General features: G+C 73.4%; 22 protein-coding genes. 7 read left to right on the top strand and 15 right to left on the bottom strand.

All coding sequences use genetic code 11. The features are described from left to right. The first annotated feature begins 102 nt into the window (after window positions 1-102). Complete coding sequence (locus AB0Q96_RS13795; protein ID WP_046906954.1) at window positions 103-600, top strand: MarR family transcriptional regulator; 498 nt, start codon at window positions 103-105, stop codon at window positions 598-600. Here the strand turns inward: AB0Q96_RS13795 and AB0Q96_RS13800 are convergent. The 8 genes from AB0Q96_RS13800 to AB0Q96_RS13835 form a co-directional block, all read right to left on the bottom strand. After that, window positions 559-1284, bottom strand: coding sequence for a response regulator transcription factor (locus tag AB0Q96_RS13800; protein ID WP_365324944.1), 726 nt, complete (start codon window positions 1282-1284; stop codon window positions 559-561). The two genes, AB0Q96_RS13795 and AB0Q96_RS13800, sit on opposite strands and share 42 nt — an antisense overlap. Before the next feature lie 251 nt (window positions 1285-1535). Next, window positions 1536-2690, bottom strand: coding sequence for a galactokinase (gene galK / locus AB0Q96_RS13805; RefSeq protein ID WP_365324946.1), 1155 nt, complete (start codon window positions 2688-2690; stop codon window positions 1536-1538). Then, the gene (gene galE, locus AB0Q96_RS13810; protein WP_365324948.1) at window positions 2687-3670 is read right to left on the bottom strand and encodes a UDP-glucose 4-epimerase GalE; all 984 of its coding nucleotides are present in this window, start codon (window positions 3668-3670) and stop codon (window positions 2687-2689) included. The genes galK and galE overlap by 4 nt, the downstream gene beginning before the upstream one ends. Then, window positions 3667-4719, bottom strand: a complete 1053-nt coding sequence (gene galT, locus AB0Q96_RS13815) for a galactose-1-phosphate uridylyltransferase (RefSeq protein WP_365325415.1) — start codon at window positions 4717-4719, stop codon at window positions 3667-3669. Before galT ends, galE begins: the two co-directional genes overlap by 4 nt. A gap of 181 nt (window positions 4720-4900) precedes the next feature. Next, entirely contained in the window at window positions 4901-5575 is a 675-nt protein-coding gene (locus AB0Q96_RS13820) for a response regulator transcription factor (RefSeq protein ID WP_365324950.1), read from the bottom strand. Between the two features lie 125 nt (window positions 5576-5700). Beyond that, on the bottom strand, window positions 5701-7521 hold the full coding sequence (locus AB0Q96_RS13825) for a PQQ-binding-like beta-propeller repeat protein (protein ID WP_365324952.1): 1821 nt from the start codon (window positions 7519-7521) through the stop codon (window positions 5701-5703). Between the two features lie 46 nt (window positions 7522-7567). Next, complete coding sequence (locus tag AB0Q96_RS13830; protein ID WP_365324954.1) at window positions 7568-9349, bottom strand: PQQ-binding-like beta-propeller repeat protein; 1782 nt, start codon at window positions 9347-9349, stop codon at window positions 7568-7570. Window positions 9350-9482: 133 nt separating this feature from the next. Continuing rightward, entirely contained in the window at window positions 9483-11288 is a 1806-nt protein-coding gene (locus AB0Q96_RS13835; RefSeq protein ID WP_365324956.1) for an ABC-F family ATP-binding cassette domain-containing protein, read from the bottom strand. A gap of 108 nt (window positions 11289-11396) precedes the next feature. On the opposite strand from AB0Q96_RS13835, the gene AB0Q96_RS13840 reads away from it, so the two are divergent. From AB0Q96_RS13840 to AB0Q96_RS13850, 3 genes are all read left to right on the top strand, one after another. Beyond that, complete coding sequence (locus AB0Q96_RS13840) at window positions 11397-12509, top strand: hypothetical protein (protein ID WP_365324958.1); 1113 nt, start codon at window positions 11397-11399, stop codon at window positions 12507-12509. Next, window positions 12506-13657 carry a hypothetical protein gene (locus AB0Q96_RS13845; protein WP_365324960.1) on the top strand — a complete coding sequence of 384 codons (1152 nt, stop codon included), beginning with the start codon at window positions 12506-12508 and terminating at the stop codon, window positions 13655-13657. Before AB0Q96_RS13840 ends, AB0Q96_RS13845 begins: the two co-directional genes overlap by 4 nt. Window positions 13658-13827: 170 nt before the next feature. Continuing rightward, window positions 13828-14826: an SMP-30/gluconolactonase/LRE family protein gene (locus AB0Q96_RS13850; RefSeq protein WP_365324962.1), complete on the top strand. Its 999-nt coding sequence runs from the start codon at window positions 13828-13830 to the stop codon at window positions 14824-14826. A 59-nt stretch (window positions 14827-14885) separates the two neighbouring features. Here AB0Q96_RS13850 and AB0Q96_RS13855 read toward each other — a convergent pair whose 3' ends face one another. Beyond that, a complete protein-coding gene (locus AB0Q96_RS13855) occupies window positions 14886-15233 on the bottom strand; it encodes a helix-turn-helix domain-containing protein (protein ID WP_365324964.1) in 348 nt (115 codons plus the stop codon). A gap of 96 nt (window positions 15234-15329) precedes the next feature. Here AB0Q96_RS13855 and AB0Q96_RS13860 point away from each other — a divergent pair, with 96 nt between their 5' ends. Further along, the gene (locus AB0Q96_RS13860) at window positions 15330-16241 is read left to right on the top strand and encodes an NAD(P)-binding domain-containing protein (RefSeq protein WP_365324966.1); all 912 of its coding nucleotides are present in this window, start codon (window positions 15330-15332) and stop codon (window positions 16239-16241) included. Between the two features lie 33 nt (window positions 16242-16274). Here the strand turns inward: AB0Q96_RS13860 and AB0Q96_RS13865 are convergent, their stop codons facing one another. The 6 genes from AB0Q96_RS13865 to rsmI form a co-directional block, all read right to left on the bottom strand. Next, window positions 16275-17177, bottom strand: coding sequence for a 4-(cytidine 5'-diphospho)-2-C-methyl-D-erythritol kinase (locus AB0Q96_RS13865; RefSeq protein ID WP_365324968.1), 903 nt, complete (start codon window positions 17175-17177; stop codon window positions 16275-16277). Further along, a complete protein-coding gene (gene rsmA, locus AB0Q96_RS13870; RefSeq protein ID WP_365324970.1) occupies window positions 17174-18046 on the bottom strand; it encodes a 16S rRNA (adenine(1518)-N(6)/adenine(1519)-N(6))-dimethyltransferase RsmA in 873 nt (290 codons plus the stop codon). The genes AB0Q96_RS13865 and rsmA overlap by 4 nt, the downstream gene beginning before the upstream one ends. After that, entirely contained in the window at window positions 18043-19209 is a 1167-nt protein-coding gene (locus tag AB0Q96_RS13875; RefSeq protein WP_365324973.1) for a ubiquitin-like domain-containing protein, read from the bottom strand. The genes rsmA and AB0Q96_RS13875 overlap by 4 nt, the downstream gene beginning before the upstream one ends. 72 nt (window positions 19210-19281) lie before the next feature. Next, a complete protein-coding gene (locus AB0Q96_RS13880; protein WP_365324975.1) occupies window positions 19282-20181 on the bottom strand; it encodes a TatD family hydrolase in 900 nt (299 codons plus the stop codon). Window positions 20182-20250: 69 nt separating this feature from the next. Continuing rightward, window positions 20251-20679, bottom strand: coding sequence for a hypothetical protein (locus tag AB0Q96_RS13885; protein WP_365324977.1), 429 nt, complete (start codon window positions 20677-20679; stop codon window positions 20251-20253). A gap of 139 nt (window positions 20680-20818) precedes the next feature. Then, window positions 20819-21706: a 16S rRNA (cytidine(1402)-2'-O)-methyltransferase gene (gene rsmI, locus AB0Q96_RS13890; RefSeq protein WP_365324979.1), complete on the bottom strand. Its 888-nt coding sequence runs from the start codon at window positions 21704-21706 to the stop codon at window positions 20819-20821. A gap of 52 nt (window positions 21707-21758) precedes the next feature. Here rsmI and AB0Q96_RS13895 point away from each other — a divergent pair, with 52 nt between their 5' ends. Both AB0Q96_RS13895 and AB0Q96_RS13900 read left to right on the top strand, forming a co-directional pair. Further along, window positions 21759-23513 carry a phospholipid carrier-dependent glycosyltransferase gene (locus AB0Q96_RS13895; protein ID WP_365324981.1) on the top strand — a complete coding sequence of 585 codons (1755 nt, stop codon included), beginning with the start codon at window positions 21759-21761 and terminating at the stop codon, window positions 23511-23513. Between the two features lie 104 nt (window positions 23514-23617). Continuing rightward, complete coding sequence (locus tag AB0Q96_RS13900; RefSeq protein WP_365324983.1) at window positions 23618-25267, top strand: penicillin-binding transpeptidase domain-containing protein; 1650 nt, start codon at window positions 23618-23620, stop codon at window positions 25265-25267. Window positions 25268-25366: the final 99 nt, after the last annotated feature.

Genomic DNA, 25366 nt, shown 5'->3' on the forward strand with positions numbered 1-25366 from the left:
AGACTATATCTCCACGTCAAGATTCTTGTGATCAAGATACTTGAAATAGAGAGACTTAATACCAAGAGACTTTATGTCAACAGACCCTCTACACTGATCGTCATGGAGGACGAGGTCGACCGACTGGTCGCTGCATGGCGCCGAGAGCGCCCGGACCTCGACGTGGAACCGCTCGAGGTGCTCAGCCGTGTCTCACGCCTGGCCCGGCACCTCGACCGCGCCCGTCGACTCGCCTTCTCCGAGCACCAGCTGGAGCCCTGGGAGTTCGACGTCCTGACCTCGCTCCGCCGGGCCGGCGCGCCCTACCAGCTCTCCCCCGGCCAGCTGCTCACCCAGACCCTGGTCACCTCGGGCACCATGACCAACCGCATCGACCGGCTCACCAAGAAGGGCCTGGTCGAGCGGCTGCCCGACCCCAGCGACCGGCGCGGCGTCCTGGTCCGGCTGACCCCCGAGGGCCGTGACCGCGCCGACCAGGCGCTCGCCGGGCTCCTCGCCCAGGAGCGGGCCATCCTGGCCCGCCTCTCGCGCACCGAGCGCGGCGAACTGGCGGCCCTGCTACGCCAGCTGACCGCCCCGTTCGACAACATCCCGGGCTAGCTCCGCCGCCGGGTCCTCGGCCGGACCCACCCCGGCCCGGCGGGCCAGCGCCACGGCGGCCAGCGTCGAGTGCACGCCCAGCTTGCCCAGCACGTTCTGCATATGGGTCCGGACGGTGTGCGGCGACAGGAACAGGCGCTCCGCGACCGCCTTGCGGCCGAGACCGGCCACCATGCAGCGCAGCACCTCCCGCTCGCGCGGAGTCAGCGACTCCACCAGCCGCTCGCTCTCCGTACGGTGCTTGCGGGCCTCCGTCAGCTCCCGCAGCACACCCGTGAGCAGCGCGGGCGGCAGATGCGTCTCGTCCCGCAGCACCCCGCGCACCACGGCGAGCAGCCGTTGCAGCGAACAGTCCTTGGCCACCCACCCCCAGGCACCGGCCTGGAGCGCGAGCGCCGCGCGCTGGGCGTCGTCCTTCTCGGCGAGGACCACGCTGCGCAGCCCGGGCCGCCCCTCGCGGACGCCCGCGACCAGCGCGATCCCGTCGCCGCCGCCCAGGTCGGCGTCGACCAGCATCACGTCGAAGCGGCGCCCCTCCCCCGCGCCGCGGTCCAGGCAGCGCAGCGCGGCCGGGCCGCTGCCCGCGGCGATGACGTCGACGTCGGGCTCCGCCGCGAGGGCGGCTGCGAGCGACTCGGCGAAGATGCGGTGGTCGTCCACCACCAGAACCCGGATACGGGCCACGGACACCCCCAAGTGTCGAGGAACGGCCCGGCGCGGGCACGACGCCGGGGGCGGGTCCGCCGATCGCACGGCCGCCGCCGTGCCAAGACAGTTACCCCGCCCCGGGCGCCGTACCCGGCGGGTCTCGATACCCCTGATCAGCACCGGCCCCCACCGGCGCTGCGCACCAGGGTAAGGGTGCGGCGCGTCGGTGGAGGCCGATTCGCGGAACTGTGCGTACCTGTGGGAAGTCGGGGCCGTCGGGCCGGCCGTCAGAGCACCCGTCGGGCGCCCGCCGAGGGGACCGCGGGGAAGACGCCCGGGTCGGCGAACCCGGCCTCCGCGAAGGCCTTGCCGACCGCGGCGGCGACCGCGTCCGCCCGCTCCGTCGCCACCAGGACGACCGCCGAGCCGCCGAAGCCGCCGCCGGTCATCCGGGCGCCCAGCGCGCCCGCCGCGTTCGCCGCCTCGACGGCGAGGTCCAGTTCGGCGCAGGAGACCCGCAGGTCGTCGCGGAGCGAGGCGTGGCCCTCGGTGAGGAGGGCGCCCACCGCGTGGGGGTCGCCGGCGTCGAGGAGGGCGATCACCCGCTCGACCCGGTCGTCGTCGCTGACGACGTGCCGGACATAGCGGCGAACCGTTTCGTCGTCCAAACGAGCGAGAGAATCGGACAGTTGCGCGGCCGATACGTCACGCAGCGCACGCACCCCGAGCGCCCGCGCACCCGCTTCGCACCCGGCGCGCCGCTCCGCGTACGCGCCGTCCCCGAGGGCGTGCTTGACCCGGGTGTCGACGACCAGCAGGCACAGCCCCCGGGCGGCGAGGTCGAACGGCACCTGCCGGTACGACAGGTCCCGGGTGTCCAGGTGGAGGGCGTGGCCCTCGGTGGCGCACGCGGAGGCCATCTGGTCCATCACCCCGCACGGCACGCCGACGAAGTCGTTCTCCGCCCGCTGGGCGAGCACCGCGAGTTCGGGGCGGGAGAGCCCGAGCCCGAACAGGTCGTTCAGGGCGAGGGCGGTGACGACCTCCAGGGCGGCGGAGGAGGAGAGCCCGGCGCCGGTCGGCACCGTCGACGCGAGATGCACGTCCGCGCCGGTCACCGGGTGCCCCGCCGCCCGCAGCGCCCAGACCACCCCCGCGGGGTACGCGGCCCAGCCGTACGCGGAGTTCCGGGACAGCGGCTCCAGGTCGGCGACGTCGAGCTGCACGACCCCGCCCGCCACATCGGCGGAGTGCAGCCGCAGCACGCCGTCGTCGCGGCGGGAGACGGCCGCCACGGCCGTGTGCGGCAGAGCCAGCGGGAGGACGAACCCCTCGTTGAAGTCCGTGTACTCGCCGATCAGGTTGACCCGCCCGGGAGCGGCCCAGACCCCGTCGGGAGCCGCTCCGTACAGCGCGCCGAACTCCGCCGCGACCGTGCTCATGCCTGTCCCTGCTCCTTCTTCCGGGTGAACGCCCAGGCGTCCTCCACGATGGCCGCCAGATCCGGGCGGGACGGGTTCCAGCCGAGGCGCTCGCGCGCCGTGTCGGCCGAGGCGACGAGCACGGCCGGGTCCCCGGCGCGGCGCTCGGCCATGACCTCGGGCACCGGGTGGCCGGTGACCTTGCGGACGGTCTCGACGACCTCCCGCACGGAGAAGCCGTTGCCGTTGCCGAGGTTGCAGATCAGGTGCTCGCCCGCGGTCATCGCGTCCAGGGCCAGCAGGTGCGCCTCGGCGAGGTCGGCGACGTGGATGTAGTCGCGGACGCAGGTGCCGTCGGGCGTCGGGTAGTCGTCGCCGTAGACGTTGATCGCGGCGCGCTGCCCGAGGGCTACCTGGAGGACCAGCGGGATGAGGTGCGACTCGGGGTCGTGCCGCTCGCCGCACTCCTTGTAGGCGCCGGCCACGTTGAAGTAGCGCAGCGAGACGGCGGCGAGGCCGTGCGCGGCGCACTCGCCGGTGATCATGTGGTCGACGGCCAGCTTGGTCGCGCCGTACGGGTTGGTCGGCGCGGTCGGCGCGGCCTCGGTGATCGGCACCGTCTCGGGCTCGCCGTACGTGGCGGCGGTCGAGGAGAACACCAGGCGGCGCACGCCGGCCTCGCGCATGGCGGCGATCAGCGCCATGGTGCCGCCGACGTTGTTGTCCCAGTACTTCTCGGGCTTGGCGACGGACTCGCCGACCTGGGAGAAGGCGGCGAAGTGCAGCACGCCGTCGTAGCTGGGGTCGAGCCACCGGGCGGCGTCCTGGATGCGCCCCTCGATGAACTCCGCCCCGGCCGGGACGCCCTCGCGGAAGCCCGTGGAGAGGTCGTCGAGGACGGTGACCTGGTGTCCCGCCTCAAGGAGGTGGGCCGCGACCGTGCTGCCCACGTAGCCGGCCCCACCGGTCACCAGGTATTTCGACGTGCCTGCCTTGCTCAACTGCTTGCCACCTCTCGGAGTCTGTCGGCCGCGGACTCCGGCGACACGTCGTTCATGAACGCGCCCATGCCGGACTCGGTGCCCGCGAGGTACTTCAGCTTGCCAGAGGCCCGGCGGACGGTGAAAAGCTCCAGGTGCAGCGCGAACTCCTGGCGGCCGGCGCCGGTGACCGGCGCCTGGTGCCAGGCGGCGATGTAGGGCGTCGGCGGCTCGTCCGTACCGAAGATCCGGTCGAAGCGCCGCAGGAGTTCCAGGTAGAGCCGGGGGAACTCCGCGCGGGCGTCCTCGTCGAGCTCCGTGAGGTCGCCGGCCCGCCGGTTCGGGTAGAGGTGCACCTCGTACGGCCAGCGGGCGGCGTACGGCACGAACGCGGTCCAGTGCTCCCCGGCCAGCACGACCCGCTCGCCGGCCCGCTCCCGCTCCAGGACGTCCTCGAAGAGGTTGCGGCCGGTGGCGGCGCGGTGCGCGACGGCGTTGCGGAGCATGGTGGCCGTGCGGGGCGCGGTGTAGGAGAGCGCGTAGATCTGGCCGTGCGGGTGGGCCAGGGTGACGCCGATCTCGGCGCCCCGGTTCTCGAAGCAGTACACCTGCCGGACGCCGGGGCGGGCGGAGAGCTCGGCGGTGCGGTCGGTCCAGGCGGCGAGGACGACCGCGGCCCGCTCCTCGGTGAGGTCGGCGAAGGAGGCCCGGTGGTCCGAGGTGAAGCAGACGACCTCGCAGCGGCCGTGGGCGCCGGAGAGGGAGGGGAAGCGGTTCTCGAACACCGCCACCTCGTACGCGGCGGCCGGGATCTCGCTCTGCCACTCCTCGGTGGAGGGGCAGAGCGGGCAGGTGTCGGCGGGCGGGTGGTAGATCCGGCCCTGCCGGTGCGAGGCGATGGCCACGTCCTCGCCGAGGAGCGGATCGTGGCGGACCTCGGAGACGGAGACGACGGGGGCGAGCGCCCGGCGGTCGACGGCGTCGCGGGCGGCGCCGGACGCGTCCCCGGACCCGGAGTCGAAGTAGAGGAGCTCCCGCCCGTCGGAGAGACGGGTGACGGTCTTGCGCACGGCGGGCTTCATCAGGGCGGTCTTCTTCACGGCGGGCGGCCTCCACAGCCTCCATCAAACAGAACCACCCATAAAAAACCACAATCAAACATCGAAGGTCAACACTCGTCCACGCCAGGCCACCCACACGGAGGACGGAGGACGGGGGACGGGAGACAGATGACCGAAGACGCGGGAAGGGTTACCGGCGCTGTACCGGCACCCGGTCGAGCAGCCCCGTCCGCGCCGCCAGCGCCGCCGCCTCCAGGCGCGAGCCCACGCCCAGCTTCATCAGCACCCGCTGCACATGCGTCCGCGCCGTGCTCGGGGCGATCGCCATCCCCGCCGCGATGTCCCGGGTGTCCTCCCCCTCCGCCACCCGCACCAGCACCTCCGCCTCGCGCGGGGTGAGCAGCCGCAGCAGCCGCAGCCCCTCGTCGTCCGGCTGCGCCGCCGGGTTGAGCAGCTCCGCGAAGGCGCCCTGGAGCAGCTGCGGCGCGATCGCCACCTCCCCGGCGCGGGCCTTCGACAACGCCCGCTCGACGCCCTCGATCCGCTCGTCGTGCCGGACATAGCCCGAGGCCCCGGCCGCGAAGGCCGCCGCGATGCCGCGCGGCGAGGGCACCGGCCCGAGCACCACCACGGCCACCTGCGGGCGCTCCCGCTTGATCCGTACCACCGGGTCGAAGGCGCCCGGTTCGGCCGGCGCCGAGGTGCCCAGCAGACAGACCTCCGGCGCGCGGCTCACCACCAGCTCCGCCGCGCCCGCCACCGGCGCCGCCGACGCCAGCACCCGGTGCCCGCGCAGCTTCAGCGCCGAGGCCAGCGCCTCCGCGTGCAGGCGGTGGTCGTCGACCACCACGAGCCGAACGCCCATCGATGTGGCCCCCATCTCTCCCCGATCCCCCCGGACTGTCGAATTCTTCGCCAAGCAGGCCCCTATGCAAACAGCCCGGCGCACCGATGTGAATCGGTGCGCCGGGCCTGTCCGGTGACGGAACGTCAGTGCGTGCTGTACCCCACCACCAGGTACTCCTTGGTGGAGGAGGCGGAGCGCGGCTTGTCGATCATGACTTCGGACAGGAAGAGGCGCCCGTCCGCGTAGTCGATCTCCGCGTAGTCCGAGGAGAAGGACCGCTCGGGGCTGTTGATGCCCTTCTCCACCGGGTTCTCCAGGAGCGTGGTCTCCTTCATGGAGCCGCCGTCGATGGAGACGATCTTCCCGCCCTTGTCGTAGGGGGGAAGCTTGTACGCCACGATGTCGCCGCCGTCCATCCGCAGCGGCACCAGCGTGTAGCGGTCGCCCGCGTCGGCCTTCTCGGGCACCGGCTTGCCGCTGACCAGGTCGAACGCGACGATCTCGTTGGTCTCGTCGCCGTACTCCCCGGTGCTGCCCTCGTGCTTCTCGGTGGGCAGGTAGAGCCGCCCGTTGCCGACCACGACCTTGCTGCAGTTCTCCACCTCGGTGGAGCGGCAGCGGGCCGCGTAGCGCTCGGAGTCCGCGGTGATCTTCGCCTTCAGCTTGCCGGTCTTCTCGTCGATGGAGAAGAAGTCCGAGATGCCGGAGCCGTCCGTCGCGCTGTCGCCGACGTCGGCGGCCACCACCAGCGGCTTGGTCGAGACGACCGAGGCGTAGTCGACGCCCGTGGGCATCTTGAACTGCGAGATCGGGGCGCCGGTGGCCGGGTTGAGGTTCTGGATCAGCACGTACTGGTTGCCGTACGGACCGCACTTGCGGGCCGCGACCAGTCCCTCGCCGCCGCCGTACCCCATGTCGTAGCAGTTGTCGGAGTTGGCCTGCGGCTTCCAGCGCGGGTTGCCGTTGGCGACGTCGAAGGCCGCGCCGCCGTCGGTGCCGCCGGCCGCGACGGTCGCGCCGCTGAGCGTGACCTCGCTGAACTTGGCCTTGCTGTCACCCGCGGAGCCGCCGGTGACGGAGGTCGACCAGACCAGCTTGCCGGCGTTCAGGTCGACCAGGCCGACCTCGGTGCACGGCTGGTAGTTCTTCGGGGGCAGCCGCTTGGTCGCCTCGAACAGGATCGGGGTCTTCCCGTCCGCGGTGACGTGCGAGGAGGTTCCGCAGACCTGGCCGGTCAGCGGCAGCGTCCACAGCACGGTGCCCTTGTCGAGGTCGTACGCGACGACCGAGTTGACCCCGGTCTTCACGAACGCCTTGTCGGTGATCCAGGAGCCGGCGACGTCGGTGACGTCCTCGACCTTGGGCTGCGGCAGCTGGACGGTCAGCTTCGCCGCGGTGTTCGCCGGGGCCTTCTCCTTGCCGCCGCCGCCCGTACCGCCGCCGGAGCCGGTGTCCGAGCCGCCGTCGGAGGTGGAGCCGGAGGTGCCCTTGGCGTCCTTGTCGTCGGCACCGCCGCCGGAGGTCGCGTACCAGACGCCGCCGCCGATGATCAGCACGACGGCGACGGCCGCCGCGATGAGGATCTGCATCTGCGTCGACAGCTTCTTGCCGCCGCCGGAACCCGGCGGGGGCGTCTGCTGGTACTGGGGGTACTGCGGCTGGGTCGGGTAGCCGTACGGCGGCTGCTGCGGCTGGCCCGGCTGCTGCTGCGGGTAGCCGTACGGGGCCTGCTGCGGCTGCGTCGGCGGCTGCTGCGGCGGGTAGCCGTACGGCGGCTGCGCGGGCGGCGGCGTCGGCTGCCCCGGCTGCTGCGGGTAGCCGTACGGCTGCTGCGGCGGGGGCGTCGGTGCGCCGAAGCCGCCCGGCGGCGGGTCCTGCGGTGCGCCGAACCCGCCCGGCGGGGGATCCTGCGGCGCGCCGAAGCCGCCCGGGGGCTGGTTCGGCGGTGGCGGTGGCTGCGTCATGGCGTGGGTACCTCGGAGTGGAGAAGGGGACGGGACGGGCGGGGCGTCACTTGCCGTACGCCATCATCGTCTTGGCCTCCTTCTCCTCCTTGTCGTTGGAGGCGGAGACCCGGCCGGCGGCGATCACGAAGCTGCCGTTCCCGTAGGCGTAGCCGGCGCTGTAGAAGGAGCTCTCGACCGTGGAGACCGCCGCCTGGTGCTGGAGCAGCACCTTCGGCGCGCCGCCCGTCGGGGCGAGGGTCGCGACCGCGCCGCCCGTGTCGTAGCGGGGCTCGATGTAGAGCAGCACGTCGGAGCCCTCCATGCGGAGCGGCTTCATCTGCTGCTCGCCGGGCGCCTTGGAACGCCACTTGGGCTTGCCGGTGTTCAGGTCGAAGGCGATGACCTCGTTGGGCGTGCCGTACGCGGTCTCCGTGGACATGTAGAAGGAGTTCGCGTCGGCGGCGACCCCGGTGCAGCCCTGGAGGTTCTTGCCGAAGACGACGAACGAGCCGCCGCAGCGGGGGGCGAACTTGTCCTTGCCGCCCTGGATCTGCGAGCGCTCGGTGCCGTTGGCCTTGAGCGAGAAGATCGCCCACTTCTTCTGCTCGCGCTGGGTGGCGGAGATGACCAGCGGGTCGACCGAGTAGACCCGGTCCACCTCCCAGTCGGCCTGGAGCTTGAAGGTCCACTTGGGCTTGCCGGTGTTCGGGTCGACCTCGCTGACCGCCTGCGACTGCTTGTTCACGTCGCCGGAGGGGCACTTGGAGGCGGCGATCAGCTTGCTGCCGCCCGCGTACGCGAAGGGCTTGCAGCCGCTGGTCGGCGAGGAGAACAGCTGCCTGCCGTCGGCCAGCGAGAAGCCGTACGCGGAGCTGGAGCCGGCCGCGGTCACCGTGTTGCCGCTGATGGTGAGGGTGTTGTCGGAGAAGGCGAAGAGGCCGGTGGCCTTCGGGACGGCCTTCTTCCAGCCCGCCTTGCCGGTCTTGAGGTCGACCTGCTGCATCTGCGTGCACTTGGCGCGGTCGCCCGCGCTGTCGTTGTACGCGAAGACCATGACGCCGTCGGCGTTGGGCTCCGGCGGCGCGGCGCACAGCTCGAAGGGCACGTCGAGGTGCCATTTGGCGGAGCCGTCGGCCAGGCTGTAGCCGTCGATGCCCTTGTACATGGCCTTGACGACGGTGTCGCCGACGATCCACGGGCCGTAGACGTCGGCGCCGTTGCGCGGCAGGTCGACGTTGTTCTTGAGCAGCCAGTTGATCTTTGCCTCGCCGTCCTTGCGGCCGGCGTTCAGGCTCTCGTCGCCGTTCTCGCCGTCGCCGCTGCCGTCGCCCTCGTCGACGGAGTCCGTCGGCTTCGGGGCGGTGGTGGCGGAGTTGCTCGGCTGGGCGACGGGGTCCTTCTCGTCGTCACCGCTCAGCGCGAACCAGCTGACGCCGCCGATGACGAGCAGCGCGGCGGCGGCCGCGGCGACGATGACGCCGGGCTTGCCCTTGAACGGGTTCTTGCCGCCGCCCCCGGGCGGAGCCGGCTGCATCGGGCCGGTCGGGTAACCGCCGTACGGGTTGGGCTGCTGACCGTACGGACCCGGCTGCTGGCCGTAGGGGCCGGGCTGCTGGGCGTACGGGCCGGGCTGCTGGGCGTACGGGCCCGGCTGCCCGGGCGGCGGCGTCTGCGGAGCCTGCTGCGGGTACCCGTACGGGCCCGGCGGCGGCGTCTGCGGGGCCGGGGCCTGCGGAGCCTGCGGCGGGACCGGCGGTGTCTGCGGAGGCATCGGCGGCACCGGCGGGACGTTCGGGTCCGGAGCGCCGAAGCCCCCCGGCGGCTGGTTGCTGGGCGGCTGGGTCATCAGCGCTTCCCCCTTTTGTGAGCGGGTTTTCTTTCTACCACTCACCGGATGGCGCAAAAGTGACCGGTCCGCCCCTTGTTCCCAAGGACGGACCGGCCCGTGATGACGTCGTTACTCGTCCTCTACGACATCTCTACGCGTCTTCGGCCAGTTCCAGCCAGCGCATTTCCAGCTCCTCGCGCTCACCTGCGAGTTCACGGAGCTCGGCGTCCAGCTTCGCCACCTTCTCGAAGTCCGTGGCGTTGTCCGCGATCTGGGCGTGCAGCTTGGCCTCCTTGTCGGAGAGCTTGTCGAGCTGCCGCTCGACCTTCTGAAGCTCCTTCTTCGCGGCGCGCGCGTCGGCCGCCGACACGCCCTGCTTCGGCGCGGCGGCCGGGGCGGGGGCGGCCGGGACGGCGGCCTCGATCATCTTCCGGCGGCGCTCCAGGTACTCGTCGATGCCGCGCGGCAGCATCCGCAGCGCCCGGTCGCCCAGCAGCGCGAAGGTCCGGTCGGTGGTGCGCTCCAGGAAGAACCGGTCGTGGGAGATGACCACCATGGAGCCCGGCCAGCCGTCGAGGAGGTCCTCCAGCTGGGTCAGGGTCTCGATGTCCAGGTCGTTGGTCGGCTCGTCGAGGAAGAGCACGTTGGGCTCGTCCATCAGCAGCCGCAGCAGCTGGAGCCGGCGCCGCTCGCCACCGGACAGGTCGCCGACCGGCGTCCACTGCTTGTCCTTGCCGAAGCCGAACTGCTCGCAGAGCTGCCCGGCGGTCATCTCCCGGCCCTTGCCGAGGTCGACCCGGTCGCGGATCTGCTGCACGGCCTCCAGGACCCGCAGGGAGGCGGGGAGTTCGGTGACGTCCTGCGAGAGGTAGGCGAGCCGCACGGTCTTGCCGACCGTGATCCGCCCGGCGGGCGGCTGCGCCTCGCCGCCGGTGCGGGACGCCTCGGCGAGGGCGCGCAGCAGCGAGGTCTTGCCGGCGCCGTTGACGCCGACCAGGCCGATGCGGTCGCCGGGGCCGAGCTGCCAGGTGAGGTGCTGGAGGAGCGTCTTGGGACCGGCGGTGACGGTCACGTCCTCCAGGTCGAAGACGGTCTTGCCGAGCCGGGCGTTGGCGAACTTCATCAGCTCGGAGGCGTCGCGCGGCTCCGGCACGTCCGCGATGAGCGCGTTGGCCGCCTCGATCCGGAAGCGCGGCTTGGAGGTACGGGCGGGGGCGCCGCGGCGCAGCCAGGCGAGCTCCTTGCGGACCAGGTTCTGCCGCTTGACCTCCTCCGTGGCGGCGATCCGCTCGCGCTCGGCGCGGGCGAAGACGTAGTCGGAGTAGCCGCCCTCGTACTCGTAGACGTCACCGCGCTGCACGTCCCACATGCGGGTGCAGACCTGGTCGAGGAACCAGCGGTCGTGGGTCACGCAGACGAGCGCGGAGCGCCGCTCGCGCAGGTGCCCGGCGAGCCAGGCGATGCCCTCGACGTCGAGGTGGTTGGTGGGCTCGTCGAGGACGAGCAGGTCCTGGTCCTCGATGAGCAGCTTGGCGAGCGCGATGCGCCGCCGCTCGCCACCGGAGAGCGGGCCGATCACGGTGTCGAGCCCGTGCTCGAAGCCGGCCAGGTCGAGGCCGCCGAACAGCCCGGTGAGCACGTCCCGGATCTTGGCGCTGCCGGCCCACTCGTGGTCCGCCATGACACCGATGACCTCGTGGCGGATGGTCGCCTTCGGGTCGAGCGAGTCGTGCTGCGTGAGCACCCCGAGCCGCAGCCCGCCGCTGTGCGTGACGCGGCCGGTGTCGGCCTCCTCCAGCTTCGCGAGCATCCGGATCAGGGTGGTCTTCCCGTCACCGTTGCGCCCGACGACTCCGATCCGGTCCCCTTCGGAGACGCCGAGCGAGACCCCGTCGAGCAGTGCACGTGTGCCGTACACCTTGCTGACGGACTCGACATTGACCAGGTTGACGGCCATTTCACTCCTGTACCAGGGGATCGATCGACGTCCAGGGTAGACGGGCGGGGCGGGTGGGATAGCGTGCGGTGATTCGTTCGCGATCGCGTACAGGGGCGGGGGCCTGGGATGGACGACTCGGCATGGGCACGGTTCCGGCGGCACCGGTGGCTGCCACAGGCCACGCTGGTCCTGCTGGCGGCGGCGCTGATCACCGGCTTCGTGCTGGTGCGGGCCGAGCGCCGGGCGGGCCACAACGCGGACGTCCTGGCCCGTGCCTGCGGCGGGGTGCTGCCCCGGGACGCGGTGCGCGGCCTGCTCCCCGAGGACGAGCGGTGGGACGAGCGGAGCGGCCCGGGACCGCGCGGGCTGCTGTCGTGCGGCGTGGGGGTCTACCAGGACGCCGACGGCGGGGACGACATACGGCTCGACGTGACGGCGACCCCCGTCCTGGAGACGCCCCTGAAGGGCGTACGGGTCGAACACGTCGCCGGCGACCCCTACGCGCGCGCACCCCGCTGGGTCGGGGAGCACCGGTGGGCCGACGGCACGGCCACGGTCGCCTGCCCGCGCGGGCTGCCCGGGTACGCCCGGCCGGTGACGGCGTTCCGCGTGCACGGGAACCTGTCCACCCTGGGCGACGCCGTACCGCCCGGCTGGCGCACCCGGCTGGCCGAGGCGGTCGCCGCCGTCGCGGACGACCTCCGCACCGCCCACCACTGCGGCGGCTCCCCCGTACGCCCGGCCGACGTGAAGCCGGCCCCGCGGTCGGCGACGGACTCCGGCACGGACTCCGACGCGGACGAGCGGAACACCCGTGCGGCCTGCCGCTGGTTCCGGACCGCGGACCTCGGCGCCGGCTGGCGGCCGGCCGGGCAGCCCGACCGGGGCGCCACCCACACCGGCGCCCGCGCCTGCGTCACCGGCGGCCTGAAGGGGCGGGAGGGCCTCGGGGTGACCTCCGCGAGCTGGTGGGGCGAACTGCTGCCCGAGGTGCGCACCGAGTACGCGCACGAGCTCGCCGTCGCGGGCCGTGGCACCGCGCCCCGCACGGACCGGCGGACCCACACGGTCGCCGCCTGGGCCGAGGCCCGCTGCGCCGACGGCCCGGCGCTGCACCGGGTGAGCGTGACGGCCGCGGAGCCGGACGGCCTCGCGGAACGGGCCGAGGCGCTGCTCGGCCGCTACCTGGAGGCGGCGCACTGCCGCGACACGAAGACGCTGGGGACGGTGGCGAAGTGAGCACGGACACGGCACCGGACACACCGGAGACGCAGGGCACACCGGAGACGCCGGCGACGACCCGGCGCCGCCGGTGGCCGAAGCCGGTGGCCGGCCTCGCCGCCGGTGCGGCCCTCGTCTCCGGAGCCCTGTTCTGGGTCTCGGGCGGCTGGGACGCCTGGCGGCACGACCGGGCCCTGGACTCGGCGTGCGACGGGACGCTGGCGGCGGCGCCGGTGCGGGCGCTGGTGGACGGGGCGGAGCTCACCGCGGACATCCGGCACGACCGGGCCGGCTCCTGGTGGCAGTGCCGGGTGACCGGGGCCGACGAGGAGGCGGACGGCCGGATCGACCTGCGGGTGACGGTGAGCGGGGCGCGCGACCGGATGTTCGAGATCGACGCGTCCCGCGCCGACGCGCCGCTCGGACACGGCTGGACCGGCGGCTTCGCCTTCGACCCCGACCGGGAGAACGCCGACCAGGGCGACGCCACCGCCACCCTGCTGCTCGACTGCCGCGGGAAGCGGGGCGGCGGGCTCACCGCCGAGGTGCGGGCGCGGACCGACCGCCGGGACTTCGGCCGGCCCGAGGAGCGGGCCCGGCTCGCCGCCGTGCTGACCGGGACGGCGACGGCGTACGCCCGGCAGACCGGCTGCGAGGCCGTCGAGGGCCGGCCGGTGACGGCGGTCGGGGTCTCGGTGACCGCCTGGGACCAGGAGCCGATCACGGCGGTGTCAGGGAGCTGCGCCGGGATCGTGGACGCGGCGACGGCCGGCCGCTGGGGCGTCCGTACGGCCGTGGAGACCGCACCGGGCCCGAAGCCCGTCGAGGGCTGCGTGCTGGGCGGGCTGCGGGGCGCGCCGCTGTACGAGTTCACCGCCGCGTACGGGGCGGGCCTGGACTGGTCCGCCGAGGAGCGCCTGGAGGGCCGTACGGACGCCGCGAAGGTCGGGGACGCCGACGGCGGCCCCGTCCTGTGGGCCGCGTGCCCCGGCGGGGCGAAGCGCGCCGCGTACACGGTCGGCACGCCCGGTCAGGCCGACGGCGCCGGCGAGCAGGCCCTGGACCACCCGGGGCTGCGGGCCGCGCTCCAGCGGTTCGCCGCCCGCTCGGCGCGGGCCCACGGCTGCGACGCGCCGGGCCCGGGACGGGTGGACGACAGCCGCTGAGGGACGCCTCTCGGCCCGCGCGTGAGGACGAACGGAGGGCTGTCCTCGGCCGCGCGGGCGACTCCGCGGCCCCGGCTGCCGGTGAGGCGGGCGGGCGGTCCGTCATGTTCATGGGGGTTCCGGACCGTCACGTGCCCGTGTCCGGGCCGCATCCCACCGAGGAGAGAACCATGGTGCACCTCCCCCGCCTCCCCCGCCTGGCCCGCCTGGCCGCCGCCGTCGCCGCGGCCTCCGCCCTCACCGTGCTCGCCGCGGGACCCGCCGCCTGCGCCGGCGACCCGACCGTGACCGACCCGCACGTCCTCGCGCACTTCGACTTCGCCGCCGGGCAGACCCCGGAGAACATCGCCCTCGAACCCGACGGCTCCGCCGACCTCACCCTCGCCTTCGCCCACCAGGTCGCCCGCGTCGACCGGCACGGCGACACCCGGATCCTCGCCACCCTGCCCACCGTGGCGGACCCGCAGACCCCGAACGTCGGCGCCGCGATCGTCTCCGGCATCGCCCGCGCCGAGGACGGCACCCTGTACGTCAACTACGTCACCGGGACGCCCGAGACCGGCGTCTGGCGCCTCGCCCCGGACGGCAGCGCCCCCGAGCAGATCGCCCAGCTGCCCGTCGACGGCTTCCCCAACGGCCTCGCCCTCGACGAGGACTGCGGCACCCTCTACACCGCCGACTCGACCCTCGGCACCGTGTGGCGCGTCCCCGTGGACGGCGGCGAGCCCACCGCCTGGGCCACCGGGGCGGCGCTCGAAGGCACCCCGCAGCTCCCCTTCGGCGCCAACGGTCTCAAGCTGCACGACGGCGCCGTCTGGGTCTCCAACACGGCCCACGGCACCCTGCTGCGGATCCCCTTCGGCCACGGCCCCGACCGGACCGCCGGCCCCGTCGAGACCCGGGCGACCGGGCTCACGACCGTCGACGACTTCGCCTTCACCGGGCACGGCGACACGGTCCTCGCCGCCCTCAACACGGTGCACGAGCTCGCCCTGGTCCGCCCGGACGGCACCCACAAGACGGTCCTCACCGCGAAGGACGGCCTGCAGAACCCGACCTCGGTGGCCGTGCGCGCCAAGACCGTCTACGTGAACAGCGCGGCCTTCTACGTCCCGCAGGACCCGGACCCGAACCTGCTGCTCGCCCGGATCTCCAAGAACAAGGACTAGGTCGTGTCCGGAAAGTAGCGCCGTCTGCCCGGAGCCAGGCGGGACTTTCCGGACACGACCTAGGCCGGGGGCGCGGGCGTCCGCGCGCGGCCCCAGGCCGCCAGCGGCTCCAGCGCGCTGTTGAGACGGGTGCCGTCCTCGGTCAGCGAGTACTCGACGCGGGGCGGCACCTCCTCGTACGAGACACGGCGCACGACCCCGTCCGCCTCCATCTCGCGCAGGTGGGAGGCGAGCACCTTCTCGGTGATCCCCGGGAGCAGCCGGCGCAGCTCGCCGAAGCGCCGGTGCGGGCGCTCGTGGAGCGCCCAGAGGATCAGCACCTTCCACTTGCCGCCGATGATCTCCATCGCGGTGTCGATCCCGCAGACATGCCCGTCGGGTGTCCCCGGCCGGTTCGTCGTCGTCATGCCCCACCCCTCCGACCTGCTCGCTCACCTCAGGGTAACCACCCACTCCCAAGTGCGTACTTGAGCATCCACACGCCTGTGACCAGGCTGATCGTCATGCGAGAGAACACACGGAACCCGAACGACCCGCAGCGCGACACCGACGGAAAGGCGCCCGTCACGCTGCTCGGACTCGGCGCGATGGGCACCGCCCTCGCCCGCGCCTGGCTCGCCGCGGGCCACCCGCTCACCGTCTGGAACCGCACCCCGGCCCGCGCCGCCGCCCTCGCCGCCGAAGGCGCCCGGGTCGCGGACGGCGCCGCCGCGGCGGTCGCGGCCGGCCCCCTGGTCGTGGTCTGTCTGCTCGACGACGCCTCGGTCGGCGAGGCCCTCGACGGCCTCGACCTGGCCGGTCGCGACCTGGTCAACCTGACCACGACCACACCCGAGCAGGCCCGGGCCCGCGCCCGCTGGGCCACGGAGCGCGGCGCCCGCTACCTGGACGGCGGGATCATGGCCGTACCGCCGATGATCGGCGTCCCGGAGGCCGGCGGCTACGTCTTCTACAGCGGCGCGCGGGAGCTGTTCACGCGGCACCGGGAGAACCTGGCCGTCCCGGCGGGCACCACCTACGTGGGGGAGGATCCGGGATTCGCGGCCCTGCACGACGTGGCCCTGCTCAGCGCCATGTACGGGATGTTCGCCGGGGCCGCGCACGCCTTCGCCCTGATCCGCAAGGAGGACATCGACCCGGCCTCGCTCGCCCCGCTGCTCGCCGACTGGCTCGTCGCCATGGCGCCGGGCGTCCATCTGACCGCGCGGCAGCTGCGCAGCGGCGACTACACCCAGGGGGTCGTCTCGAACCTGGCCATGCAGGTGGCGGGCACCCCGACCTTCCTGAGCACGGCCGAGCAGCAGGGCGTCAGCCCGGAACTGCTCAGCCCCTACTTCGCCCTGATGCGCCGCCGCCTGGAGACGGGCGGCGGCGAGGAGGACCTGACGGGCGTGATCGACCTGCTGACGCGCTAGGCCGTTTCTTCCGGATCCTGCCGGGCTGACGGCCTAGCCGAGGACGGTCGCGCCCGGTGCCGGGGACGTCGCCACGCGGGCCGCGCGGCAGGTGCCGGAGGCGGTGAGGGCCGCCGCGACCGTCTCGGCGGACTCGGCGTCCTTCACCAGGAACGCGGTCGTCGGGCCCGAGCCCGAGACCAGCGCGGCCAGTGCCCCGGCCGCCGTGCCGGCCTCCAGCGTCGCGGCCAGCGAGGGCCGCAGCGACAGGGCGGCGGCCTGCAGGCCGTTGGCCAGGGTCCCGGCGAGGGCGGTGGTGTCGCCGGTGCGCAGGGCGTCGAGAAGGGCCGGGGAGGCGACCGGCTCGGGCACCTCCACGCCCTCGTTGAGGCGGTCGAACTCGCCGTAGACGGCCGGGGTGGAGAGCCCGCCGTCGGCGACGGCGAAGACCCAGTGGAAGGCGCCGCCGACCGGCAGCGCGGTCAGCCGCTCGCCCCGGCCGACGCCGAGGGCGGCCCCGCCGACCAGGCTGAACGGCACGTCGCTGCCCAGCTCGGCGCAGATCTCCAGGAGGACCTCGCGCGGGGTGTCCAGGCCCCACAGGGCGTCGCAGGCCAGCAGGGCGCCCGCGCCGTCGGCGCTGCCGCCGGCCATGCCGCCCGCGACGGGGATGTCCTTGGCGATGTGCAGGTGCACGTCGGGGGCGATGCCGTGCCGGGCGGCGAGGAGTTCGGCCGCGCGGGCCGCCAGGTTGGTGCGGTCGAGCGGCACCTTGTCGGCGTCGGGGCCCTCGCAGGTGACCGTGAGCTCCGCCGCCGGGGAGACGGTCACCTCGTCGTACAGGGAGACGGCGAGGAAGACGTTGGCCAGGTCGTGGAAGCCGTCGGGCCGGGCGCCGCCGACCGCGAGCTGCACGTTGACCTTGGCGGGGACCCGTACGGTGACGGCGCCGCTCACGCCTTGGCCTCCGCGATCCGGGCGAACTCCTCGACCGTCAGGGCCTCGCCGCGCGCCTGCGGCGAGATGCCGGCCGCCACCAGGGCCGCCTCGGCCGCCGCGGGCGAGCCCGCCCAGGTCGCGAGGGCGGCGCGCAGGGTCTTGCGGCGCTGGGCGAAGGCCGCGTCGACGACCGCGAAGACCTCCCGCTTGGAGGCGGTGGTGTCCACCGGCTCGGTGCGCCGCACCAGCGAGACCAGGCCCGAGTCGACGTTGGGCGCGGGCCAGAAGACGTTGCGGCCGATGGAGCCGGCCCGCTTGACCTCCGCGTACCAGTTGGCCTTGACCGACGGCACGCCGTACACCTTGTTGCCCGGCTTGGCGGCGAGCCGGTCGGCGACCTCGGCCTGGACCATGACGAGGGTCCGCTCGATGGTCGGGAAGCGGTCCAGCATGTGCAGCAGCACCGGGACGGCGACGTTGTACGGCAGGTTGGCGACGAGCGCGGTGGGCGGCGGGCCCGGCAGCTCCTGGACCTGCATGGCGTCGGAGTGGACCAGCGCGAAGCGGTCCTGCTTCCGCGGCATGCGGGCGGCGATGGTGGACGGCAGGGCGGCGGCGAGGACGTCGTCGATCTCGACGGCGGTCACCCGGTCCGCGGCCTCCAGGAGGGCCAGGGTGAGGGAGCCAAGACCGGGCCCCACCTCCACGACCACGTCGTCGGGGCGCACCTCGGCCGTGCGGACGATCCGCCGGACCGTGTTCGCGTCGATGACGAAGTTCTGGCCCTTCTGCTTGGTCGGGCGCACGCCGAGGGCGGCGGCCAGCTCGCGGATGTCTGCGGGGCCGAGGAGGGCGTCGGGACTGTCGGGTCCGGTGGTGGTGCTCACCGGTACAGCCTACGGCCGCAGTGGGGCCACGGAGTCGCCCCCCGGGTCACGTACAGCTTCTTCGCCCGGAACGTCTGCTCCTCGGCGGGGGCGTTCTGGGCGACGCCGCTGCCGCCGAGCGAGCGCCAGGTGCCGGGGTCGAACTGGTAGAGCCCGCCGTAGGTGCCGGAGGGGTCGACGGCGCCGGGGCGCCCGCCGGACTCGCAGGCGGCGAGCGCGCCCCAGTTCAGGCCGTCGGCCCCGGCGACGGAGGTGGGCAGCGCGCGGGTGCCGATCCGGACCTTCTGGGCGACGGGCTCGCGGACGGTCTCCTCGCCGGTGCGGCGGGGCCGCTGCCGGACGCCGTTGACGGTGCGCAGGCTGTACGTGACGCGGCGGACGCCGGGGACGCCCTGCCGTTCGACGAGCTCGGTCCCGGCGAACAGCTCGGGGTCGCGGACCCGCTCGACGGCGTACGGGACGGGCTCCTCGCGGACCTCCTGGCTGCCGGTGATCCGCAGCACGGTGACGGTCTGCCCGTCGCGCGGGAAGGAGCCGGGCGGCACGGAGGTGGTGTCCTGGCCCGCGAGGGTGATCCCGGCCTCCTCGACGGCCTCCTCGACGGTGGCCGCGTTGGTGCGCACGGTCCGTTCCCGGCCGTCGGCGAGGAAGGTGACGGTCCGCTCGGTGCGCACGTCGAGGGCGAGGCCCTGCCGGGAGATGGGTGCCGAGCGGGAGGTGGACAGGTAGGCGCCCTCGGCCCGGACGCCCAGCTGCCGCAGGGCCCCGTCGACGGTCCGCGCGGTGGTCCACACCTGGCGGCGCTGCCCGTCGAGGGTGAGGGCGACGGGCCGCCCGTACCGGACGACGATCTCGTCGCCGCTGGCGAGGGCGGCGCCGGGGGCGGGGGCGACGATGTCGTGGTCCCCGACGGCCAGGCCCTCGTCGGCGAGCAGCTCGTCGACGTCGTCGGCGAAGGTGTGCAGGGTGCGCGGGACGCCGTCGACGGAGAGCCGGACGGCCTTGTCCTGGGCGACGAAGGCGGTGGTGCCGCCGGCGAGGAACGCGACGACGAGGGCCTGCGGGACGATCCGCCGCAGCCCCTCGCCGGTGACGGGGGACGCCTTGCGCCGCCGGGCGGCCCGACGGGCGCCGGCGCGGTGGCCGGACTGGGGGGTGCTCACGAGGCCGGGACCCTAGTCCCGCGCGCGCTCACTCTCCCGAACGACCCGGCTACCTTACGTAACCGTTATGGATCAGTAATCGAAGGCGGCGGCCGTGTTCACGGCGATCGCCCCGGCCAGCTCCTCCTCGCCGATGCCGCGCACCGCCGCCATGGCCCGGACGGTGACCGGGATCAGGTACGGGGCGTTGGGGCGGCCCCGGTAGGGCGCGGGGGTGAGGAAGGGGGCGTCCGTCTCGACCAGGACGAGCTCCAGCGGGGCGACGGCGAGGGCGTCGCGCAGCGGCTGCGCGTTCTTGAAGGTGACGTTGCCGGCGAAGGACATGTAGTAGCCCTTGGCGGCGCAGATCTCGGCCATCTCGGCGTCGCCGGAGTAGCAGTGGAAGACGGTCCGCTCGGGGGCGCCCTCCTCGTCGAGGACCCGCAGGACGTCGGCGTGGGCCTCCCGGTCGTGGATGACGAGGGCCTTGTTCCGGCGCTTGGCGATCTCGATGTGGGCGCGGAAGGAACGCTCCTGCGCGGCCACGCCCTCGGGGCCGGTGCGGAAGTAGTCCAGGCCGGTCTCGCCGACGGCCCGTACGTACGGCAGGGCGGCCAGCCGGTCGATCTCGGCGAGGGCCTCGTCGAGGGCCGCGTCCCCGCCGGGGGTGCGGGCGCCCTGGCGGGACCATCCTCCCCCAGCCCCAGGGGGCTGGGAGGTGCCCCCAGGATCGCCGAGGACGATCCGGGGCGCCTCGTTGGGGTGCAGGGCGACGGCCGCGTACACGTTGTCGTACCGGGCGGCCGTCTCGGCGGCCCACAGGGAGCCCTTCAGGTCGCAGCCGACCTGGACGACCGTGGTGACGCCGACGGCGGCGGCCTTCGTCAGGGCCTCCTCGACGGTGCCGGACTGCATGTCGAGGTGGGTGTGCGAGTCCGCGACCGGGACCGGCAGGGGCTCGGGCAGCGGCGGCGGGGCGTCCTTGGAACTCATGGCCCGATCGTACGAGGGCCATGAGTCCGCCCGCCAAGGCGTACCGCGGCGCCGCGCCCGACCGCTCCGCTAGCGCCGGGAGCGGAAGGGATGCAGCAGGTCGGAGAGGTGCCAGTGGTGCGCGGGCTTCTCCTGCCCGGGACCGGCCGGGGTGTCCTCCGTGAGCTCCTGGCCGATCGGTCCCGCGATGGACACCGGCTTGGTCGACTTCGCCCCGTGGCCGTGCCGTTCGGCGGCGGCCATCAGGTCGAGCACCGAGGACACCTGACCCGAGCGCATGATCCGCACGACGTGACCGCCGCAGTTCATGCAGGTCGGGCTGGACAGCGGGGACGGGACCCGCTCTCCGTCGGCCTTGTAGACGATGAATTCATGACCCTTGGCGTCGATGTGGTGCTCTATCTCGTACGCCTGCTCCCAGCCATAGCCGCATCTCATGCAGGCGAAGGCGTACGCCTCGTGTGCGACGGGCGTTCCGGTGCCGGTGATCTCAGTCATTCCAGCTCCTCTCCACTGGTCCAGTGGACGCCTTTTCCGGCCGGAGCGCATCAGTGGCGGAAAAACCATGGACGCTCTTTGGCGTTTCCTTGCCCTGAGGGGCTTCGGAGGGGCCCGCCGCCGGGTTCCGCTTTGCCTTTCAGATTAGTCCTTTACCGTTTCCAGGGCCTGTCGCCTCCGCGTTCTTTGCCGCCACCACGGCATCGAACACCTCGCGCTTGGGAAGCCCCGCCTCGGCCGCGACCGCCGCGATCGCCTCCTTGCGCCGCTCCCCCGCCTCCTCGCGCACCCGCACCCTGCGCACCAGCTCCTCGGCGTCCAGTTCGGCGGGCGCGGCCTCGGGGGCGCCCTCGACGACGACGGTGATCTCGCCGCGCACGCCCTCGGCCGCCCAGGCCGCGAGCTCGGCGAGCGGGCCGCGCTTGACCTCCTCGTACGTCTTGGTCAGCTCGCGGCAGACGGCGGCCCGGCGGTCGGCGCCGAAGACCTCGGCCATCGCGGCGAGCGTGTCGTCGAGGCGGTGCGGGGCCTCGAAGTACACGAGGGTCCGGCGCTCGTCCGCGACCTCGCGCAGCCGTCCGAGCCGCTCGCCGGCCTTGCGCGGCAGGAAGCCCTCGAAGCAGAAGCGGTCCACGGGCAGCCCGGAAAGGGCGAGCGCGGTGAGCACGGCGGACGGGCCCGGCACGGCCGTGACCTTGATGTCCTGCTCGACGGCGGCCGCGACGAGGCGGTAGCCCGGGTCGGAGACCGAGGGCATCCCGGCGTCCGTGACGAGCAGCACCCGGGCCCCGCCGACGAGCGCCTCGACCAGCTCGGGCGTCCGGGCGGACTCGTTGCCCTCGAAGTAGGACACGACCCGGCCCGTGGTGTGGATGCCGAGCGCGCGGGTCAGCCCGCGCAGCCTTCGGGTGTCCTCCGCGGCCACGATGTCCGCGTTCTCCAGTTCGGTGGCGAGCCGTGGCGGTGCGTCCGCGATGTCGCCGATGGGGGTCCCTGCGAGTACCAGCGTTCCTGTCACACGGGTCATCCTCCCAGCCCGGACAGGCGACGCGCACAGGCGCGTTCCCTACGATGGCGCGGTGACCAGTACCGCACCCGAGGCCCTGGAGGGTCAGCACCCCGTGGCACCCACCGTGGCAGAGCCCTCTACGTGGCAGCGGCGGCTGCGGCAGTTCGGCTACCGGCCGGACACCACGGGCGCCCTCTCCGTCGGCCTGCGGGACCGGCTCGTGCCGCCGTACGCCCGCCCCTCGGAGCGCCTGTGGTCGCTGCTGACCATCGGGCCGGCCGCCGCCGACCGGATCGTGCGCGCCGCCGCCTGGGGCGGACCGCTGCTGGTCGCGCTGGTCGCGGGCGTGCTGCGGTTCTGGAACCTGGGCAAGCCGCACGCGGTGATATTCGACGAGACGTACTACGCCAAGGACTCCTGGGCCCTGATCAACCAGGGGTACGAGGGGGCGTGGCCGAAGGACATCGACAAGACGATCCTGAACGACCCCGGCGCGGTCCTCGTGCCGACCGACCCCGGGTACGTCGTGCACCCGCCGGTCGGCAAGTGGATCATCGGCATCGGCGAGAAGCTGTTCGGCTTCGAGCCCTTCGGCTGGCGCTTCATGGTCGCGCTGCTCGGCACCCTGTCGGTGCTGATGCTGTGCCGGATCGGGCGGCGCCTGTTCCGGTCGACGTTCCTGGGCTGCCTGGCCGGCGTGCTGCTCACCGTGGACGGCCTGCACTTCGTGATGAGCCGCACGGCGCTGCTCGACCAGGTCCTGATGTTCTTCGTGCTGGCGGCCTTCGGCTGTCTGGTCGTCGACCGGGACAAGGCGCGGGCCCGGCTCGCGGCGGGCCTGCCCGAGGACGACCAGGGCCTGCTGCGGCCGGACGCCTCGGTCGCGGAGAAGCTGCGGCTCGGCTGGCGCCCGTGGCGGCTCGCGGCCGGCGTGATGCTCGGCCTGGCGGCCGGCACCAAGTGGAACGGCCTCTACATCATGGCCGCGTTCGGCCTGATGACCGTCCTGTGGGACATCGGCGCCCGCCGCACGGCCGGCGCGATCCGCCCGTACACGGCGGTCCTCAAGCGCGACCTGCTGCCGGCCTTCGTCTCCGTCGTCCCGGTGGCGATCGGCACCTACCTGCTCTCCTGGACCGGCTGGATCGTCACCGACAAGGGCTACTTCCGCAACTGGGCCGCCGAGCAGGACAAACTGAACGGCGGCGGCACCTGGAGCCTGCTCCCGGACTGGCTGCGCAGCCTGTGGCACTACGAGACCGAGGTCTACAAGTTCCACGTCGGGCTGAACTCGCCGCACACCTACGAGTCCAACCCGTGGAGCTGGATCGTCCTCGGCCGCCCGGTCTCCTACTTCTACGAGTCCCCCGCCCCCGGCCAGTCCGGCTGCCCGGCGAGCGCGAGCGACAAGTGCGCCCAGGAGGTCCTGGCGCTCGGCACGCCGCTGCTGTGGTGGGCGGCCTGCTTCGCGATCCTGTACGTGCTGTGGCGCTGGGTGTTCCGCCGCGACTGGCGGGCGGGCGCGATCGCCTGCGGCATCGCGGCCGGCTGGGCGCCGTGGTTCCTCTACCAGGAACGCACCATTTTCCTTTTCTACGCGGTGGTGTTCGTCCCGTTCCTGTGCCTCGCGGTGGCGATGATGATCGGGGCGATCGTGGGACCGGCGGGTTCCTCGGAAAGAAGGCGCACTTTCGGGGCAGTGGCCGCGGGAGTGCTCGTTCTCCTCATCATCTGGAATTTCATCTATTTCTGGCCCTTGTACACCGGGCAGGCGATCCCGATTCAGGGCTGGCGGAACCGGATGTGGCTCGACACCTGGGTGTAGCGGGAAACAGACGTTCCGGTCGCTTTCCGGTAACGACCGTTCCCGCTGTCACTCCTGCCCCCTAGGCTGCCCAACGGCCACACCTGGGGGAGGGAGGCGCAACCATGCGCAGTGGTGTGAAGGTCGCGGTCGTCGGCGGGGTCTTCGTCGTCGTGGCGAGCGGGGTCGGGTACGGGGGATACAACCTCTGGACCGGGATCACCGGAGGAACGGCGGGAGCGGACCCGAGGTCCGCTTCGGCTCCGAAGTCGGGTCCGGTCACCCCGGACGAGGTGACGACGACGGCGAAGGACTTCCTCGCCGCCTGGGCCGGCGGCGAGTCCGACCGGGCCGCGCAGCTGACCGACGACCCGGTCGGCTCGGGCCCCGCCCTGCTGGGCTTCCGCGAACAGGCCAAGGTCTCCGCGGTGACGATCAGCCCCGGGACGGCGACGGGCACGACGGTGCCGTTCACGGTGCGGGCCACCGTCACGTACGAGGGCGTCTCCAAGCCCTGGACGTACAGCTCGCGGCTCACCGTGGTCCGCGGGGCCACCACCGGGCGCCCGCTGGTCGACTGGAAGCCGGCCGTGCTGCACCCGAAGCTGAACTCGGCGTCGGCCTCGATCCGCACCGGCGCGGCGAAGACGGCGGCGATCGAGGCCCTCGACCGCAAGGGCCGGGTCCTCACAGCGGAGAAGTACCCGTCGCTCGGCCCGGTCCTGGACCAGCTGCGCCAGCGGTACGGCGCGCTGGCGGGCGGCAAGCCGGGCGTGGAGACCTTCGTCGACTCGGGCGTCGAGGGCGTGCCCGACACGCCCCTCCTCACCCTCGCCGAGGGCGAGCCCGGCAAGCTGGAGACGACGATCGACGCCGAGGTGCAGGCGGCGGCCGAGCGGGGCGTGCGGCGGTACGGCACGGCGTCCGTGGTCGCGATCCAGCCGTCCACCGGCGCGGTACGGGCGGTCGCCAACAGCCCGGCGAACGGCTTCAACGCGGCCTTCGAGGGCAAGAAGATGCCCGGCTCCACCATGAAGATCGTCACCGCGGCGCTGCTCCTGGAGAAGGGCCTGGTCAAGGCCGACCAGGTCACCGAGTGCCCGGAGACCGCCCTCTACCAGGGCCGCACCATCGGGAACCTGAACGGCTTCTCGCTGGCCGGCGCGACCTTCGCGGAGAGCTTCGCGCGGTCCTGCAACACCGCCTTCATCAAGAAGATCGACGACGTGGAGAAGACCGAGGGCGACGACTTCGGGCTGGCCCGCGAGGCCGGGGAGGTCTTCGGCATCGGCCTGGAGTGGAAGACCGGCATCCGTTCCACCGACGGCTCGGTACCCCAGGAGACCGGCGGCGCCGCCGCGGAGCAGTACATCGGGCAGGGCACCGTCCAGATGAACCCGCTGAACATGGCGTCCATCACGGCCACCGCGAAGAGCGGCACCTTCAAGCAGCCGTACCTGGTCGCCCAGGACCTGGACGACCGCACGTTCGCCCGCGCCGAACGGAAGCTGTCGCCCTCGGCGGCCCGACAGCTGCGCGACATGATGCGGCGCACCGCGACGGCGGGCTACGGCACGGCGACCGGAGCGATGGCCTCGGTCACCGGCGACAAGGGCGCCAAGACCGGCTCGGCCGAGGTCGGCGGCCAGGAGACCTCGGACTCCTGGTTCACGGCCTTCGCCGACGACCTGGCGGTGGCGGCCTTCGCGGAGGGCGCCGGCCACGGCGCGACGGCGGCGGGGCCGATCGTGGCGGGGGTGCTGAACGCGGACTAGGCGGGGGCGCCCGGGGCGCCGGGTGCGGGGTCGCCGGGGCGCCAGGCGCTGGGCCGCCTGGTGCCCGGCCGCTGGATCCCGGGCGCCAGGCGCCCTCGG

Source organism: Streptomyces sp. NPDC093111 (assembly GCF_040683955.1).
Classification (GTDB): domain Bacteria; phylum Actinomycetota; class Actinomycetes; order Streptomycetales; family Streptomycetaceae; genus Streptomyces.

Bases quoted from the DNA above. Each gene is read 5' to 3' on its own strand.
- AB0Q96_RS13795 (WP_046906954.1), top strand. From the start codon at position 103: ATGGAGGACGAGGTCGACCGACTGGTCGCTGCATGGCGCCGAGAGCGC.
- galK (WP_365324946.1), bottom strand. From the start codon at position 2,690: ATGAGCACGGTCGCGGCGGAGTTCGGCGCGCTGTACGGAGCGGCTCCC.
- AB0Q96_RS13820 (WP_365324950.1), bottom strand. From the start codon at position 5,575: ATGGGCGTTCGGCTCGTGGTGGTCGACGACCACCGCCTGCACGCGGAG.
- AB0Q96_RS13825 (WP_365324952.1), bottom strand. From the start codon at position 7,521: ATGACGCAGCCACCGCCACCGCCGAACCAGCCCCCGGGCGGCTTCGGC.
- AB0Q96_RS13830 (WP_365324954.1), bottom strand. From the start codon at position 9,349: ATGACCCAGCCGCCCAGCAACCAGCCGCCGGGGGGCTTCGGCGCTCCG.
- AB0Q96_RS13835 (WP_365324956.1), bottom strand. From the start codon at position 11,288: ATGGCCGTCAACCTGGTCAATGTCGAGTCCGTCAGCAAGGTGTACGGC.
- AB0Q96_RS13840 (WP_365324958.1), top strand. From the start codon at position 11,397: ATGGACGACTCGGCATGGGCACGGTTCCGGCGGCACCGGTGGCTGCCA.
- AB0Q96_RS13850 (WP_365324962.1), top strand. From the start codon at position 13,828: ATGGTGCACCTCCCCCGCCTCCCCCGCCTGGCCCGCCTGGCCGCCGCC.
- AB0Q96_RS13855 (WP_365324964.1), bottom strand. From the start codon at position 15,233: ATGACGACGACGAACCGGCCGGGGACACCCGACGGGCATGTCTGCGGG.
- AB0Q96_RS13860 (WP_365324966.1), top strand. From the start codon at position 15,330: ATGCGAGAGAACACACGGAACCCGAACGACCCGCAGCGCGACACCGAC.
- AB0Q96_RS13880 (WP_365324975.1), bottom strand. From the start codon at position 20,181: ATGAGTTCCAAGGACGCCCCGCCGCCGCTGCCCGAGCCCCTGCCGGTC.
- AB0Q96_RS13885 (WP_365324977.1), bottom strand. From the start codon at position 20,679: ATGACTGAGATCACCGGCACCGGAACGCCCGTCGCACACGAGGCGTAC.
- rsmI (WP_365324979.1), bottom strand. From the start codon at position 21,706: ATGACCCGTGTGACAGGAACGCTGGTACTCGCAGGGACCCCCATCGGC.
- AB0Q96_RS13900 (WP_365324983.1), top strand. From the start codon at position 23,618: ATGCGCAGTGGTGTGAAGGTCGCGGTCGTCGGCGGGGTCTTCGTCGTC.